The sequence below is a fragment of the Mycobacterium colombiense genome (genome assembly GCF_003284935.1).
In the GTDB taxonomy this organism is placed as follows: Bacteria; Actinomycetota; Actinomycetes; order Mycobacteriales; family Mycobacteriaceae; genus Mycobacterium; species Mycobacterium arosiense_A.
In genome coordinates this window covers 13,609-29,606 of sequence record NZ_QMEV01000057.1, presented here as the reverse complement: position 1 = coordinate 29,606, position 15,998 = coordinate 13,609, and the positions used below count along the sequence as shown (strand labels likewise).

The 15,998-nt window shown below is 65.6% G+C and carries 13 protein-coding genes; 10 read left to right on the top strand and 3 right to left on the bottom strand.

The annotated features are described in order from the left end of the window. From DQP57_RS20585 to DQP57_RS20545, 9 genes are all read left to right on the top strand, one after another. The coding region (locus DQP57_RS20585; protein ID WP_112634537.1) for a PPE domain-containing protein at nucleotides 1–1,203 on the top strand (1,203 nt) is incomplete at its 5' end. A gap of 176 nt (nucleotides 1,204–1,379) precedes the next feature. Continuing rightward, complete coding sequence (locus tag DQP57_RS20580; protein WP_036473458.1) at nucleotides 1,380–1,688, top strand: YbaB/EbfC family nucleoid-associated protein; 309 nt, start codon at nucleotides 1,380–1,382, stop codon at nucleotides 1,686–1,688. Then, nucleotides 1,685–3,625 (top strand): type VII secretion AAA-ATPase EccA, encoded by a 1,941-nt coding sequence (gene eccA, locus DQP57_RS20575; RefSeq protein WP_081284185.1) that lies wholly within the window; start codon nucleotides 1,685–1,687, stop codon nucleotides 3,623–3,625. Before DQP57_RS20580 ends, eccA begins: the two co-directional genes overlap by 4 nt. After that, nucleotides 3,622–5,145 carry a type VII secretion protein EccB gene (gene eccB, locus DQP57_RS20570; protein WP_064893769.1) on the top strand — a complete coding sequence of 508 codons (1,524 nt, stop codon included), beginning with the start codon at nucleotides 3,622–3,624 and terminating at the stop codon, nucleotides 5,143–5,145. Before eccA ends, eccB begins: the two co-directional genes overlap by 4 nt. A 15-nt stretch (nucleotides 5,146–5,160) precedes the next feature. Continuing rightward, nucleotides 5,161–9,324: a type VII secretion protein EccCa gene (eccCa, locus tag DQP57_RS20565; RefSeq protein ID WP_064893770.1), complete on the top strand. Its 4,164-nt coding sequence runs from the start codon at nucleotides 5,161–5,163 to the stop codon at nucleotides 9,322–9,324. A 205-nt stretch (nucleotides 9,325–9,529) separates the two neighbouring features. Then, entirely contained in the window at nucleotides 9,530–9,847 is a 318-nt protein-coding gene (locus DQP57_RS20560) for a PE family protein (RefSeq protein WP_036473460.1), read from the top strand. A 27-nt stretch (nucleotides 9,848–9,874) separates the two neighbouring features. Beyond that, entirely contained in the window at nucleotides 9,875–11,194 is a 1,320-nt protein-coding gene (locus tag DQP57_RS20555) for a PPE family protein (RefSeq protein ID WP_064893771.1), read from the top strand. Nucleotides 11,195–11,291: 97 nt separating this feature from the next. After that, a complete protein-coding gene (locus DQP57_RS20550; RefSeq protein WP_036473466.1) occupies nucleotides 11,292–11,582 on the top strand; it encodes a WXG100 family type VII secretion target in 291 nt (96 codons plus the stop codon). A 56-nt stretch (nucleotides 11,583–11,638) separates the two neighbouring features. Further along, the gene (locus tag DQP57_RS20545) at nucleotides 11,639–11,926 is read left to right on the top strand and encodes a WXG100 family type VII secretion target (RefSeq protein WP_036473467.1); all 288 of its coding nucleotides are present in this window, start codon (nucleotides 11,639–11,641) and stop codon (nucleotides 11,924–11,926) included. 141 nt (nucleotides 11,927–12,067) lie between these two features. On the opposite strand, the gene DQP57_RS26700 is transcribed toward DQP57_RS20545, so the two are convergent. The 3 genes from DQP57_RS26700 to DQP57_RS20515 all read right to left on the bottom strand — a co-directional run bounded on the left by DQP57_RS26700 (nucleotide 12,068) and on the right by DQP57_RS20515 (nucleotide 15,004). Continuing rightward, a complete protein-coding gene (locus tag DQP57_RS26700; protein ID WP_133259280.1) occupies nucleotides 12,068–13,555 on the bottom strand; it encodes a hypothetical protein in 1,488 nt (495 codons plus the stop codon). After that, on the bottom strand, nucleotides 13,552–14,052 hold the full coding sequence (locus tag DQP57_RS20520) for a hypothetical protein (RefSeq protein WP_231119615.1): 501 nt from the start codon (nucleotides 14,050–14,052) through the stop codon (nucleotides 13,552–13,554). The genes DQP57_RS26700 and DQP57_RS20520 overlap by 4 nt, the downstream gene beginning before the upstream one ends. A 352-nt stretch (nucleotides 14,053–14,404) precedes the next feature. Continuing rightward, complete coding sequence (locus DQP57_RS20515; protein ID WP_023870462.1) at nucleotides 14,405–15,004, bottom strand: TetR family transcriptional regulator; 600 nt, start codon at nucleotides 15,002–15,004, stop codon at nucleotides 14,405–14,407. Nucleotides 15,005–15,338: 334 nt separating this feature from the next. Here DQP57_RS20515 and DQP57_RS20510 point away from each other — a divergent pair, with 334 nt between their 5' ends. Next, complete coding sequence (locus DQP57_RS20510) at nucleotides 15,339–15,944, top strand: TetR family transcriptional regulator (protein ID WP_231119632.1); 606 nt, start codon at nucleotides 15,339–15,341, stop codon at nucleotides 15,942–15,944. Nucleotides 15,945–15,998: the final 54 nt, after the last annotated feature.

The window sequence follows — 15,998 nt, the reverse complement described above, 5'->3', positions numbered from 1 at the left end:
GAGAAGCTCGCCCTGGCGCTGCACTCCGGCGCCGGGCCCGCGCCGGCTTTGGCCAAAGCCGCGCAGTGGGAAGGCGTGGCCGCCCAAGCAGTGACCGCGCATACCGCACTCACCGGGGCCCGAACCCAGCTGCTCGCCTCCGGTCACGCCGCGCTGAGCGCACCGCTGGTGACACGGCTGGACCGGGCCATCGGCTGGACTCAGCAGGTCGCCACCCACGCCAGCGCACTGGCCAACGGCTACAGCACCGCCGCCGGCGCCCACACCACCGCCACGACCGCAGTCGGCCACCCCACGGTGTGGCGCACCACGAAAACGAACTTGGCCGAGGCACGCGCGGACCCGTTCGGGGCGCCTCGAGCGCAGGCCTACCAAACCCAGTTGACCGGGATGCAGCACACCGCCAGAGTCACGTTGACCGGCTATACCACCACCGGAACCGCGGCCAGCACACCGCCGAGCACACTTCCCCCCGGTCCCGGATTGGCCCCCACCACCCCAAACGCTCCCGGCTCACCCACGCCCAACACCGCTGACAAACCGGGCCAAACCGATCAACAAGACGATCCTCACGCGCCGACATCAGGTGATGGCACCCCGCAGACGTCCAAAGCGACGTCCGGGGAAGGATCGGGTTTCCAGGACATGCTCGGCTCCCTCATGGGGGCACTCGGTCCGCTGATGCAGTCATTGGGCCAAGCCAATCCTCTACAGTCGCTGGGCCAACTCGGCCAGCAGCTCAGCCAGCAGGCTGGCAATCTGGCCAAGGCCACCAAACCACCGATCAAGCCCGCCGCGCTAACTCACGCGCATCCGGCAGGAGGTGGAGCCCACAAGGGTGGAGGCGGTGGCAGCCCGATCAAACCTGCCGGTCTGGGCGGGGTCCACTCGGCCGGGCTGACCGGAACCCCGGCCTCCTCGCCTCCTGCCGCGCCGAGCAAGCCGGCGGCCCCCGCCGCCGCGAGCGCCAGCGGATCCGGCGGCATGGGCATGATGCCGATGGGGCGCCACGCTGAAGGCACCGACTCCAAGAAGGTGCACAGCTACGAGCAGCCAATACCCGAAGTCGAACCCGAAGGCAGGCCCGGAGTCGTCGGGGCTGCCGCCAAAGCTGAGCCCGTGGTCAAACCCGAAGCGCACAACGCCGTCAAGGCGCGCATCGCTGCCCGCAAGAAAGCAACCGCGACCGGCGACGACGCCTAGCGGTGGCTTACCCTTGCACCCCCCGCTGTCGCACTTTTGTGCCACGCTAATGGCATGACCGATCAGCCGGTGCGGCCAGCCTCCGCACACCACAGTGCGACCCCCTTGGGGTCAGCTGCGGTGGCGCACCCGCTGTGCGATCCCATCAGCCCACCAGTGTTAGGCGACATCTTCTGATGGATATCCCCCTGCACCCCGCTGTGGTCGCCGAAATGGCGCGCGGCCAGCAATTCCTCGAACGAATCCGATCGGCGCGCCGAAACCTCGAACAACTACGGGTCACGGTGAGCTGCCCCGACGGCGACAACACGCTCGTCTTCGACGGCGACGGCATGATCGTCGAGGCGTCGTTCGCCGCGGACCTGTTTGACCGCTACCCCGGCGACAAGCTCAGTGAACTGCTGCTGGCCATGTCAGAGGAAGGATATTCCCAGGTGTCACAACACGTCAGCGCCCAAGTCGCCGCGGTCGTGGAGCAGCGATGACAAGCAGCGACGCGCTGGACCTCTTCCTGAGCAGCTGCGCAGCCCTAGGCGCCGAGGTGTACGGACGCCGGCAGGTACCCGACAAGCGCGCCGCGCGCAGCGGATTCGAGCGCCTGACCGCGCAGTACCCAGATCAGTGCGACGGATGGCTGGGCCTGGCGGCCAGCGGAGACGTCAGCCGCGCCGTCCTGGAAAACGCCTACCGCGCCCTGGACACCTGCGGAGAGTTGATCACGGCCGGTGACGTGGCCGCGGACGCAATCGATTTCGCCTTCGATACCGGCATGTACATCCAGCTGCACGCGCGCGGCGCCGACGGCGTCATCATGGCGTGCGCGGCCGCGCGCGCCGCCGCTGGTGACTACGCCGGCGCCGGCGAACTGCTTACCGACCGGGTGCTTTCGGCCGTCCCCGGCCCTGCCGGCTGGGTGTTGGCGGTGGTCTATTTCCGGGCAAAACGCTGGCATGACGTGCGCAGGGTCCTGGCGCCGCTGGCCGCACAGGTACGCAACGATCCGTTCCTGCACCAAGCAGTCCAGGTGGCCCTCGGTTTGTCCGGCGCCTATTTGGGCTTGTGGGAGCAGGGATTTGACCAATTGAGCAGCCAGGGGCAGGGGCCGATCGCGGCGGCCAGCGCTGAGGCGCTGCTCGGTGCGGGTTTGTGCGCTCGAGCGCTGGGCCGCGCCGAGGCGGCTACCGCGCTGCTCAACGAGGCCTACGCCGTGGTGGGGGTCTCCGACCATGTGCGCTCGACGATCGCGACCGCGCTGAGCGATCCGGGCTTCGGTATCCACCCCACCACCGCGGCACGCATCGATGCCCGCAACGACTACTGGGATCCCGACACCGAGCCCGGCGAACGTGACTTCGCGCGCCAGCTCGGAGCGGCTCGCCGCGAAGAGCTCAAGGCCGAAGCCGCCGCCGAGCTCGCCGACTTCGTCGGCATGGTCGACGTCAAAGACCAAATCGCGCGGCTGGAATCGAGCGTGCGCGGAGACAAGCGACGCGAAGCTCTCGGGCTGCCGGTGCGCAACAAATCGCTGCACCTGATACTTGAAGGCCCACCGGGCACCGGTAAGACGACGATCGCCCGGGTGATCGCCAAGCTGCTGTGTGCTGCCGATGTGCTGCCGTCGGACACCTTTGTCGAAGTCAGCCGCTCAGATTTGGTGGACCGGGTTATCGGCGGCTCGGAAGCCAAGATCAAGGCGATCATTGACCGCATCATCGACGACGGCGGCGGGGTGCTGTTCATCGATGAGGCCTATGCCCTCACCGAATCAGATTCGGAGAGAGATTACGGGCGGGTGGTGATCGCTGAATTGTTGCGCGCCATGACAAATCACGCCGGCAAGCTGATGGTGATTGCGGCCGGCTATGCCGACAAGATGCAGGAATTCCGCGACTCCAATGAGGGGCTGCGGTCCCGGTTTACACGCAGCATCAGGTTGCCGTCCTACACCGTCGACGAGCTGGTGGAGATCACGGTGCGCAAAGCCGCCAAAGGCGGCAGCATCATCTCCGATACCGAGCCGCTGCGCGCGGCCTACGCCGAGCTCGCCGCTGCCACCGCCGTGGACACCAGCGGGCGGCGGCGTCCGGCGATGGACGTGTTGGGTAACGCCCGCTTCAGCGAGAACCTGATCCAGTTCGCCGAGGAGCAGCGCGACCACCGCCTCGACGTCACCGGCAAACTCGACGACGATGACACCACCGCCGAGGAGTTGCAGACCATCACCGCCGAAGACGTGAGCACCGCAGTGGCGCGTGAACTCGACCGGGCCGACAAGGAACAGAACATCAAGTTATCGCGCCACGACCGCAATCAAGGACCGCTCGCAGGGTCGGCGGCCCCGCAGCGCGCAGAGCCGGTGGGTTCGGCTGAACCCGACTTATGGCGCCGCGGCGGTACCCAAGCCGACGGAGGCGCGCGATGAGCGCACCGGTCACCCCACGTCCACGGCGGGGGTTTAAGTCCCGCAGCGTCGAGCTAGGCCCGACCGCGGCCCGCAAGCGGCCCTGGGGATTCGTTACCCGCCACCAGGTTTCGGGCTGGCGGTTCCTGATCCGCCGGATCAGCAACGGCGTCGCGCTGCGCGACACGCGGATGCTCACCGATCCGCTACGCCGGCAGGGCCGCGCGCTAAGCGTGGGCACCCTGATCGCGGCCGTGCTGGTGGCCGGGGCGTTGGTGCTGTCGATCCTCAAACCCGCCGGCGTCACCGGCACCAAGCACGTGCTGGCTGACCGATCCACCAACGCGCTGTATGTGGTGGTCAACGATGAACTGCATCCGGTGCTCAACCTGGCCAGCGCCCGCCTGATTTCGGGCCATCCCGGCACCCCGACCGTGGTGAAATCCAGCGAGATCGACAAGTTCCCACTGGGCAACACATTGGGCATCCCCAATGCGCCCTCGCGCATGGTGCAGTCGAGTGTCCGCGACGCGCGCTGGATGGTGTGTGACGCCATCGGCGGCGCGGAAAGCGGCGCAACGGTCATCTTCGGCGATCCGGTTGCCGGCCCAGGACATGCGGCGGCGCTGCCGGCGTCCTCGGCGGTGCTGGCCACCAGCGACGGCGGCAAGACCGCCTGGCTGATCTGGGGCGGCAAACGCAGTCAAATCGACCTGCACAACGCCGCGGTCACCGCGGCAGTGGGGATCAACGCCGACACACCCGCACCGCGGACCATCAACCGTTCACTGCTGAATCTGATTCCCGAATCCGCACCGCTGGTGGTGCCGTTCGTCGCCAACGCCGGCGATCCGCCCCGCTTTGTGTGGCCGGTCCCGGGACAGACGCCCCCGCCGGTGGCCTCGGTGGTGATCGACCATGACACCAACAACCAGATCCGCTACTACGTCGTGACCGCAGACGGGCTACAGGCCATCTCCCCGGTGGTGGCGGCGATCCTGCGCGCCAACGACGCCTATGGTCTTGTCGAGCCGCCCGCCCTGACGCCAGACCAGGTCGCCAAAGCGCCCAAAGCCACGCCGATTTCGGTCGACGATTACCCGTCATCGGCGCTGCGGATCATGGATCCCAACACCGACCCTGTGACCTGTGGGCAATGGGTGAAACTGGGCGGCGCGCCCACGTCGAGCCTGACGCTGCTGTCCGGGCAGAGCCTGCCCATTGCCGCCGACGCCAAGTCCGTCGGGCTCACTGGCGCCGGGCCCACCACCGCCGCGCGCGTCGTGTTGCCCCGGGGCAACGGCTACTACGTGCAAGTCACCGGGCAGCAACCGCAGGCGACGACCAAAGAGTCGCTGTTTTGGGTCTCTGACCTCGGCGTGCGCTACGGGTTGGAGGACCCAGCAGCCGGCCAGTCAACGACATCCACGGCAGAAGTGCTGGGCTTGAGCTCGCCTCCACTGCCGATTCCCTGGTCGGTGCTGAGCCTGTTCGCCCCCGGCCCCACCCTGTCCAAAGCCGATGCGCTGGTTGCGCACTGATAACGGAGAGCCCTGATGCGAGAACGATTCCCCCATCGGCGCCGCGTGGCCGGCCCCCAGCACAAGGCCAAGGATTTCACCCTCAACCCCCCGCCGGAGCTGCCACGCACCGTGGAAGTCGGCGCCCTCAAGAAGGCGCTGCCCTGGGTTTTCGGCGCGTCGATGGTCGTCATGGTGATCTTCATGTTCATGACTGGGTACCGGCAGATGCAGCCGATGTACCTGTTTTTTGTCGCCATGATGGTGATCGCGCTGTTTCAGTCCATGCAGGCCCAGGGCGGCACCAGCGAAATGTCGACGCCCGAAGTCAATTCCGAACGCGCGGAGTACTTGCGCTGGCTGTCGGGCAAAGGTGAAGAAATCCGGGAGGTCGCGGCCACACAGAAAGCTAGTGCGGAGTGGTCACACCCAGACCCCGAGGTGCTGGAAGCGGTGATTGGATCACCTCGAATGTGGGAACGCGGCGCTACAGACCCCGACTATCTGCACGTGCGCGTCGGACGTGACGAGGTGCGCCTGCAGAGCAAAATCAAGGTCAAACCCGTTGAGTCCGAACTCGATCTGGAACCGGTCACCTACACGGCGCTGCAGCATCTACGGGCCGTGCAGCAATCGATTCCCCACTGCCCCAAGGCGATTGACCTGGCCGGCTTCGGCATGATCACCGTCTACGGTGACCAGGTTGTTTTCGGGGCGATCCTGCGGGCCTGGATCGCGCAACTGGTGTGCTGGCACACCCCCAACGACATCGCTTTGGCGGTGGCCTCGCCGCGGCTGGAGTCGCAATGGAACTGGGCGAAGTGGTTGCCGCACACCGAAAGCCACGACATCGACGGCGCCGGACCAGCACGGTTGCTCGGCATCTCGTTGCGTGACGTCGAGACCATGCTGAGCCCGCTGATCAAAGATCGCGACAAGGTCGTCGACGACAAAGGAAATACGGACTCGGCGGCGGTGAGCAAATCGCACAAACACGTCGTGGTCGTAGTCGATGACCCCGGCGCCCCGCACGAGGTCGTGCGGCGCATCGCCGCACGCGACGGCGTCACGGTGATCGTCTATCGCGCGGCCGCCGGCCCAGACCGCGATTACGCGCCCCACTCGCGCGAGCTGTTGCTGCGGGTAGGCCGTGACGCCCACGACGGCGCCGCCGCGGTGCAAATGGACACGTGGCAGAACTTTCGCTGGCAGACCTTTTGCGCCGAGCCAGACGTGCTCGACGCGCACGTCTCCCGGCACGTGGCGCGGCAAATGTCGAAGTGGGACGCGGCGCCGACCAGCCGGCAAAATGCCGAATCGGCAGCCGCGCAGAATCTGCTGGCGTTGCTGGGGATCACCAACGCCGCCAAGCTGGACGTCGAGTCGCTGTGGGCGCCACGGATGCTGCCCGTGGGCACCGGAGAGCCAGTGGATCTGTCACCGATGTTGCGGGTTCCGCTGGGATTGCAGCCCAGCGGAGCACCGCAGATGCTTGACCTCAAAGACGAAGCCGACGGCGGCAACGGGCCGCACGGGCTGATGATCGGCATGACCGGTTCAGGCAAGTCCACGTCGCTGAAAACGTTGGTGTTCACCCTTTTTGCGCACCACTCCCCCGACGTCGTGCAGGCCATTCTCGTCGACTTCAAAGACGGTGCCGGCTTCGACGGCTTCGCCGGTTATCCGCACGCGGTTGCTGTCATCACCAACCTTGAGGAAAAGAGATCCCACGTCGAGCGGTTCGGTGAGACCTGCCTGGGACTGCTCGACCAGCGCGGTGTCGCGTTTGCTCACGCCGGTCGCCGAATCAGAGGCGCGGCGTTTGAGTCGCTGCGGGAATACAACGAGGCGCGGGCCACCGCCGCCGGCAAAGACCTCCCACCGATTCCGTTCTTGTTCGTGATCATTGACGAGTTCTCGCTGCTGCTCAGGGAGCATCCGGAGATGGCCAAGGTGTTCGACACCGTGTGCCGCAAGGGCCGCTCGCAAGGGATCTTCTTTCTGTTTGCCAGCCAGACCCTCGACCAGGGCCACATCAAGGACATCGACAAGAACACCAACTACCGCATCGGGTTGAAGGTCGCCAGCGAATCCATCTCGCGGCAAGTGATCGGCAACGGCGACGCCTACCACATTCCCGACGGCAAAAACGTCAAAGGGACAGGCTATTTCGTGCGCGCGCCTGGTGCCGAGCCGATGAAATACCGCGGCTTCATGCTCCCTGCCCGCTACGAGCCGCCGACCACGATCAGCCGCAAGGTGATCAACGCCAAGCCCCGCGCGCGGGTGTTCACCGCCGGTCGGGTCGAGCCTGACCCCGACACCGTGATCGAAGAGGAAATCGCCGGCGAATCGGTGATCGAGGGGCCGCCGCGGTCGCTGGTGTTGACCGTCGGGCCGCAGCTGGCCGCCGCCTACGGTAAGCCCTCGCCGCAGCTGTGGTCACCGCCGCTAGATGAGCCGATCCCGCTGGACGCCGTGCTGACCGAGGCCGCTGCTGCCGACGCGGCCGCACCGTCAGCGGCCCCGTGTTGGCCGCTGGGCAAAATCGATCGGCCTCGCCAGCTGACCCACAGCCTGCTCAGTTACAGCGTCGATGACGGCAACGTGTCGATCCTGGGAATGCGCAAAGAGGAAGCATCGATGGCGGTGCAGACCTTCATCTTGTCCGCAGCCGCCCGCCACTCTCCGCGCGACGTGGGGTTCTACGTGATGAGCTACGGCGGGCCCGCGGTGGGGACGCTCAACGGCCTGCCCCATATCGGCGCGATCGGCGGCAACGAGCGCAATGAACTGAATTTGCGGATCTTCGGCGACCTCGAGGCCGTCATCGCGCGCCGGCGGCGGATCTTCGACCAGTACAACATCGGCTCGCTCGGTGAGTTCCGGCGGCGCCGAAGCCAAGGCGATGAGCCAGGACTCGACGACGGCTACCCCACCGACCTGTTCTTGGTGGTCGACGGCTGGGACAACTTCCTCGACGACAACACCACGCTGCTGAATCCGAAGAACCCGCACCTCAAGAGCGTGGAACGGTTGGCCACCGCCGGGCGAGGCCTGCATGTGGTGATCTCGGCGGCTAGCTGGTTGAAGTTCGGCAACGAGGTGCAAAACCACATCAACACCCGCTTCGAGCTGAAACTCTCCCAAGCGTCGGACTCCCAAATCAAGCCGCAGAAGACCGACGAGATGATCCGACCGCAAGACCGCATCCCCAAGCACGATCTGGGTCGCGGCATCAACGGTGTCGGTGATGTCATCCGCTTCGCGGTGGGTCGCCTCGACGGTCAGCCCAGCATGGACAACCTGGACGAGAAGGTGCGCGAAACCGTGGCCACGGTGTCCCAGCACTACGCAGGACACCGCGCGGTGCCGTGCCCGCAACTACTGCCCGCAGTGGTCACCGTTAGCGGCCTCGGTCAAGATCGGCTCGACGGAGAGCAGTTCGCCCTGGGCCTGCGTGGCCGAGACCTGCAGCCCTTGGTGCACGACTTCACCCGGAACCCCCTCGTGGGCGTCTACGGCGACGACGAGAAGGGCAAGACGACGTTCCTCACCCACCTGCTACGCAGCGTGGTCGCCCGCCGCTCGGGCCCCGAGCAAGCGATTGTGTGCGTCTTCGACAGGGGGCTTGGGCTCAGCGCAGAGACCGCCCGGCTCATCGAGGGCGAGGACTACTACGAGACCGACTTCGCCTCCATGGCCCAACGCCTCGAGCAGATGGCGCACGTCCTCGACGGCAGGACACCGCCGAAGGATCTGCCCTGGGAAGAAAAGCGGGCCTGGAAATTGCGAGGGGCGCTGATCTACCTCTTCGTCGACGACCTCGACGCCATTCCCGCCCAGCAGCAGATTTATGACCACGTCCCAGCCGGCGGTGTCCCGGCCAGTGGATCAGGTCGGATGGTGCAGACCTGGCAGCCGATGCTGCGCCATTTCGCCTCTGCCAACGAGGTGGGGTTGCGGGTGATCATGACCCACCGGGCCCAAGGAGCCGCTGCTGCGGAAATGTCGCCCAATTCAGTGCCGGGTCAATTGGCCAACCAAAACGCCGTCCGCATCATGCTGGGTTCTACAGCGGTCAACGACAAGGTCGGTGGAATGAAATTCCAGGACCTCGATCCAGGCCGCGGCTATGTCCTGGCCAGCGGCGGTCAAAACGAGGGATATGCGCAGTTGGCGATGCCCGACCGAATGTAACCGGAATGTTAAATGTGCACGATAGAGGTGTTAGCGTGTTAGTTGCACCTGATGCAATAACAGGCAGTTGTCATGTGTTGGCGGTACCGTGCTCTCAACCGGACCGCCACGGGGAGGCGAATTGTCGGTGGCCGCACTGAGGCGGGGCAGCGACAATTACTACAGGAACAATCGCACATAGTGAAACCAGAGGGGATGTTGTTCCATGCTTGTTGATGTCACACCCGAAGCGCTGGCAGCCGCTTCAGCTCAGGTGGCTGCACTGACCGCTCGTCTTTTGGGCACCAACGCCGCCCATGCTGTGGCCACCGGGGCCATTCTGCCGCCTGGCGCAGACGCGGTGTCGGTGAAAACCGCTGCATCCCTAGTCGCTGAGGGCGTGTCGCACCAGGCGATGGCTGGCATGGGCAACACCCAGCTAGCTGCCTCTTCAGAAGGCGTCGGCGAATCCGGTATCGGCTACACCCTCGTCGACGGCATCCAGGCCGGCGCCTACGCGGCTAACGCCGGCATCAGCGTCTAACTTCGGTTATCTGCAGAGCGTGCACCCATGTCCTTCGATACGGTCCTAGCCCAGATTTGGGTGGCGGCGCCGCCCGAAGTCCATTCGGCGTTGCTCAACGCCGGCGCGACCGCGGCGGGAATCACCGCCGCGGGAACGTCGTGGACGCATCTGAGTGCGGAATACATGGCGGCCCTGGCCGAACTCGAAGGGATCATCGCGGCGGTCGAATCCCAGTATCAAGGCGAGGCAGCCACCCAGTTCGTCGCCGCTCACCAGCCGATGCTGTTGTGGCTGGCCGACGTCGCAGCCAAGGCGGCGTTCACCGCCGCATCCCACGGCGAGATCGCAGCAGCCTACGAGGGCGCTGTCGGCGCGATGCCGACCCTAGGGGAATTGTTCGAAAACCACTTCGTTCACGGCGTGCTGATCGGCACCAACTTCATGGGCGTCAACACCATTCCGATCGGACTCAATGAGGCCGACTATCAGCGCATGTGGCAGCTGGCCGCCGATGTGATGAGCACCTGGGATGGCGCCTCGAGCGCCGCCGCAACCTCCATACCCCCCACCCCGATGTCTCCGGTCACCCTCAGCGTCGGTACCGGGGAAGCCGGTTTGGCGACCGCCGTCACAGCGGGATTCCATACCGCCGGGTATGGCACCACCGGTGGCGGCGCGGCAACCGGCTCCGATATTGCCAGTGACAAGCTGCTCGCCGGCAAAGCCGCGAGCAGCCCGGCCTCGGTCACGGACAAACTGCCACCGGCGCAAAATCAAGCACAAGGGGCCGGCAACCAAGACGGCACCGCCGAGCAGGGGCTGACCCAAAACATGGCCGGCAGCTTCCTGCAGCAAGCCGCATCCATCGGCCCGCAAGCCGCCCAGGGACTCACCCAAGGCCCCGGACAACTGCTGACCCAAGCCCCCCAACAACTGTTGCAGGCACCCCAGCAATTGAGCAGCTTGCTGGGGCAATTCAGCGGAGGGGGCAGCTCCCTGGGACAGCAGTCGGTGCCGGTCGGCTTCGCCGGCACCGGTGCCCTCGCAGGGTTCAACCCTGCCGGAATGACCAGCCTGGCCGGCGGTGCATTCGGCAGCGGGCCCAGCAGACCGTTGATGCCCTCCACCTGGGGTGCGGCGCCAAGCACCACCTCGTCGCTGGCCAATGGCGCGCGTGCCATCACCCCTGTTGCCACCGGACTCCCCGGCGCCGCCGGCACCAGCGGCAGTGGTGCTGGCGGCGGCATGATGGGCGGCGGCCCCCACAACACCCGAGCCCGCGGTCAACGGGTCAACACCTACGCCGACGACGCTGTCGACGAGGACGCCGACAGCGAAAAGGAGGCGTACGCAATGACCCGCTAGGACGCCTTCACCCACACACTGCGGATCGCATCAACTCACGACAAGCCCAACTACCACCGAAAAATCAACATCGGTACGCCAAGAAAGGACACCGACAATGGGACTGCTTGACACCAACGTTCCAGCCATGGTCTCTGCCGGAAACAGCTTCGGTCAGAACGTGGCCATCTACAAGAGCACCCTGGCCGCCGCTGAGCAATCCGCCCAGGCCGCCCAGGCCTTCCACAAGGGCGACTCGGCGATGGCCTTCCAAGCGGCTCACGCCCGCTTCGTCGAAAGCGCCAACAAGGTCAACGCGCTGCTGGCCATCGCCGAGCAGAACGTGCACGAAGGCGCGACCACCTACACCACCGCCGACTCCAACGCGGCCGGCGAATACGTCATGTAGCAGCCCGGGGGTAACCCCGGCTACACATCCACTAGACGAAGCGAAAGGTACATCTCATGAGCCAAATCACTTACCAGTACCCGGCGATGCTCGCGCACGTCGGCGAGATGCGGACCCACAACGCATCTCTGCGCTCGATCGGTTCCACCATCGGCACCGAGCAGGCCGCCTTGGCCGCCAACTGGCAAGGCGACACCGGTCAGACCGCCAACCAGTGGCTGAGCCAGTGGAACCAGGCGCAAGAGGAGCTCGCTCAGCGCCACAACAACCTGGTCGAGATCCACGAGCAGAACACGATGAACATGATGAACTACGACCAGAACGAAGCCGCCAAGTGGGTCTGACCCAGCGCAACTAGCTCCAACACAGACAGGTGGGGCGGTCACCGATACACGGTGGCCGCCCCACCTGCGTGTTATGCGGCGCCGGCGACTGCTCGCCCACGCGGACAGCTCGTTGCTCAAGGCGGCTCCCGCTACGACCTGTTAGCCGGCGGTTCGCCACGGGTGGTCGTCCAACATGGCAGCGACCACGTCCACGACATCGGAATCACGGCTGTCACCGCGGCTGGCCAGGCGCTCGTTAGCGGCAGCAATGCGCTGCAGGAACGCGCTATAGACACTGGCTGCAGCGCTGGCGTAGCTGTCGGCGGCCTGCACCTGCGGTGCAGCGCTGTACCGCGCCGGCAGACCGCGCAACTGCTGAGCCAAATCCCAGGCTTGCTGCGCGACGGTGTGCACCAAGACGCGCACCCGCTCAATGTCCCACGGTTGACGCGCTTGCTGGTCGGCCACACCGGCTTCGAGCAGATAGTCGATCTCGCGGACCGCGGCCAACGCCTCTTCGATCGGCCCTGTGTGCGCCCGCAGCTCCGCTGTCGGAATAGGGACGCTCAAGGCAACCCCCAGCTGTCCCGGTTCCGCGAGAACAGCCGCCTGGGCGTCCGCTCGTGCCCGCGCGACTCGTTCGTCGGCGGCTTGGCGGGCCGCCGCGATCTGCCGCTCGGCATGCTCATGCGCCGCGGCCACCCGCGACTCCGCCTCCGCGCCGATGCGCTCAACTTCTGCCTGCGCCCGAGCTGTCGCAGCCTCGGCTTCCGCGAGCGCCTGCGCGATCCGCTCGTCAGCGGCTTGGCGGGCCGCCGCTACCTGCCCCTCGGCCTGACCGCGTGCTGCGGCCAACTCCGTGGCGTGGTCGGCCTGGGCACGTTCGAGTTGGCCGCGGAGCTCCTCGAGGGCTTGTTGGGTGCTCGCGCGTTCGGTGGCGCGTTCGGTGGCGCGTTGTTGTGCGCGTGCTTCTGCGGCGCGGGTCCGTTCGTGTGCTGCGGCCAGTTCGCTGGCGTGGTCGGCGTGTGCTTGTTCGAGTTGGCCGCGGAGCTCCTCGAGGGCTTGTTGGGTGCTCGCGCGTTCGGTGGCGCGTTCGGTGGCGCGTTGTTGTGCGCGTGCTTCTGCGGCGCGGGTCCGTTCGTGTGCTGCGGCTAATTCGCTGGCGTGGTCGGCGTGTGCTTGTTCGAGTTCGCCGCGCAACTGCTGCAAGGCCTGCTGTTCGCCCAGCCGTTGATCGGCGCGCTCTGCGTCCTTGCGTGCGGCCTCAGCTTGGATTGCGCGCACGCGTTCCCGGGCGTCCTGAGCCACACGGGCGGACTGCGCAGCTTCATCTCGGGCCATCTGCGCGGCCGCATCAGCATCCTGCTTGTCCTGCTCGGCTTGGCGGGCCTGACGCTCGGCCGAGACGCGTAGCTCGTCTGCTTGGACGAGCCGCATCAGCGGGGACAGGCGCCTGGGGCTCGAGCCGAAGCGGATGCGGTGGTCGACGAGCTCACGTTCACTCATCGCCGCGACCCTGGCGAGCTCTTCGGACGCGGGTATCCCGAGCTGTTCAGCGGCGGCCACCGCGGCCATGGCAGCGCGTTTGGTCAACGCGGCCCACTCCTCGATATCGAGGTCCTCGATGTGCTGCTGCAACGTGGTCATCGGCGCCGCCTTCTGCCGCCCGTGCTGGCCTGCTGACGTGGAGCGCTGGGCGTTTCATCTGCTGCAACCTCAAGCGCTGGGTGATCCGGCTCAGGGCTGGATGGTTCGTCAACGCCAGTGGCGGCCGCGGGTGCCGCGGCGTCGGCGGTTGCCAGCAGTGCGCTGCCTTGTTGAGCCAGCACCCGCGAGAATTGCTTGAGCTGCACCGCTGCGGCGGCCGCCAAGGTGGCGTCCTCGAGCTGGCGTGCCTCACTGAGCAGGCCTTGTAGAACCGTCAGCGCCAGCTCTGGCCCGAATCCCACGGTGGCATCCGCGGCCGCGGCCGGTTCCATGCTGCCTTTGTCCACGACCCACGCCAGGCGCTCGCGGCATTCCCTGATCGCCGCTGCGTGCCGTTCGTCGTCCCGAAGCTCCTGGTGGTGGCGTTCCCGCTGTTCGGATAGCAGGCGGAACCTTTTGGCAGCCTGGCGCAGCGCCACCACCGCGATCAGGGCCAAGATGAGTACGGCTACTAGTGCTGCCGCGCCACCGAACCCGCCTGAGACCAGGAAGTCGCGCGCCGGCGGCAGTTCCCTATTCATTGTGCGTGTTGGCGCAGGTGGTAAGGGTGTCATCGATTGCGCTCGGCATAGCGTTCACACTAGCGATACGTCGCGCTCTTTAATCGCGATTATGGCTTTGCTGGGTTCGTTTAATCGCGTGAGCGTGTTGGATCGCTGGGCTAGTTGGTTGCCGCCCTGCGGGCGGTCGTGGCGAGCGGTGTCCGTGGGGCCCCAGGCAAAGATTGTGACGGGATCAGATTCCGTCTACCTGGCCAACCGTATGCCCCGGGGTTCAAAGTAGTCTGCCCTAGTCGAATCCTGCCAGCGTAATTCTCAAGGCCTGTTCCAACTGAACGTGCAGCGGTGGATGTGTCTTAATGTCTGCGCTCAGCCAGCGCCGAAGTATGAATTGTGCGGTGGCCAACCCCGTGTGGACCAGCAGCGAGGGACGGATGTCGGATCCCGCATCGATGCCCATCCTTGTAGCGACGAGCTCGATGAACTTGCGGTCATCGTTGTCGCTGATCAGCGCCGGTTCGCTCAGTAGGTGGGGGGCGGTCAGCATGGCTTGTTGCCAGTAGTGCGGGTTCGGATTGGTTTTGTCCCAGGCGGTTTCGGCAAACAACGCGATCAGCGCGTCGGCTGCCGATTGGTCCGATGGCTGAGCGCCGTAGGCCGCAACGATTTCGGCGACCGTTTGCCGCAACGGCGCGATTAGCAAATCTTCCTTCGTAGGCGCGTAGCGGAAGTAAGTACTGATGGATATCCCCGCAGCGGCAGCGATGTCCTCGGTGGTCACGGCAGCAAATCCACGTTCGGCAAAAAGTTGGTGTGCGGTGCCCTGGATCTGCGAGAACAGCTCGGCGCGGCGCCGGTCCCTTAACGAGCCAGTATTTGCGGAGGGCATGACATCGCCTTCGTCAATCCGACATTCCAGGCTGCTTCCTGAGTTACTGTACGAACAGTAGCGTAGCGAAACCAACAGTACTAGGGGATCTATTGCTGGTGTCGCGATGTCGGGGACCGTGGCAGGTGACGCGGATTGCATGGGAAATAGCGGCTGCCCCACGAATATTCGCGAGCAGCCGCGGCCCCAGGCGCCCGCTAAATCCCTCGCCAGACAGTGCGCTCGCGCCTGCCGTTCACGGCGCTGTCCCGGTTGCCGGCGTTCCACTGGAAAATGGCACGTCGCAAGCCTCAGGTTGCTAGGTCCATCCTCGAGGAGAGGTGTGTGTGTCTTGTTGGCTGAGTCAGAGGCCGCGATGTCACGCCCTGGGACGCACACCGCGAGCAACGCAGCAATCCTCGATGCCACCCAGGTGGTCGCAACGTTGGGCGGCTTCAAGGCGGTCCACTTCAAATCGGTCGCCAAGCAGGCCGGCGTCACGGTCGGGTCGGTGTGTGACCATTTCACGTCGAAGACCCACCTGTTGGTGACGCTACTCGCCCGTGAATTTGTGCGGCTGGATCAAGAACGCGACTGGAGCACGTGTGCGGCATCCCCGATTCGGCGAGTGGAATCCTTGACTCGCCGACTTCACGACGAATGGCAGCAAAATGCGAAGCTCACCGAGGCCGTGATGCGCGCATTCATTATTGCTGACACCGATGAAGCTCTGGGGGCGCAACATGCCGCCGACCTGATCGAAAGCATGCTGGCACGGGCACTCAGTGGCGGCACGGAAGGAATCTACGAGCGACAGATTGCCAGCCTCATCGCTGATATCTGGCTGGCCAACCTGATGGCCTTCGTCGGCGGCCGGGCGACAGCGGAGCAGACACGCAAGTGCATCAACAGAGCTACACGGCGTGTTCTGGATGCATGGGAGGGTGCTGGCAACCTATAGCGATACCGATCGTATCGCTGCGATACGATCAGTATTATAAGTGTGGCTCCGCTG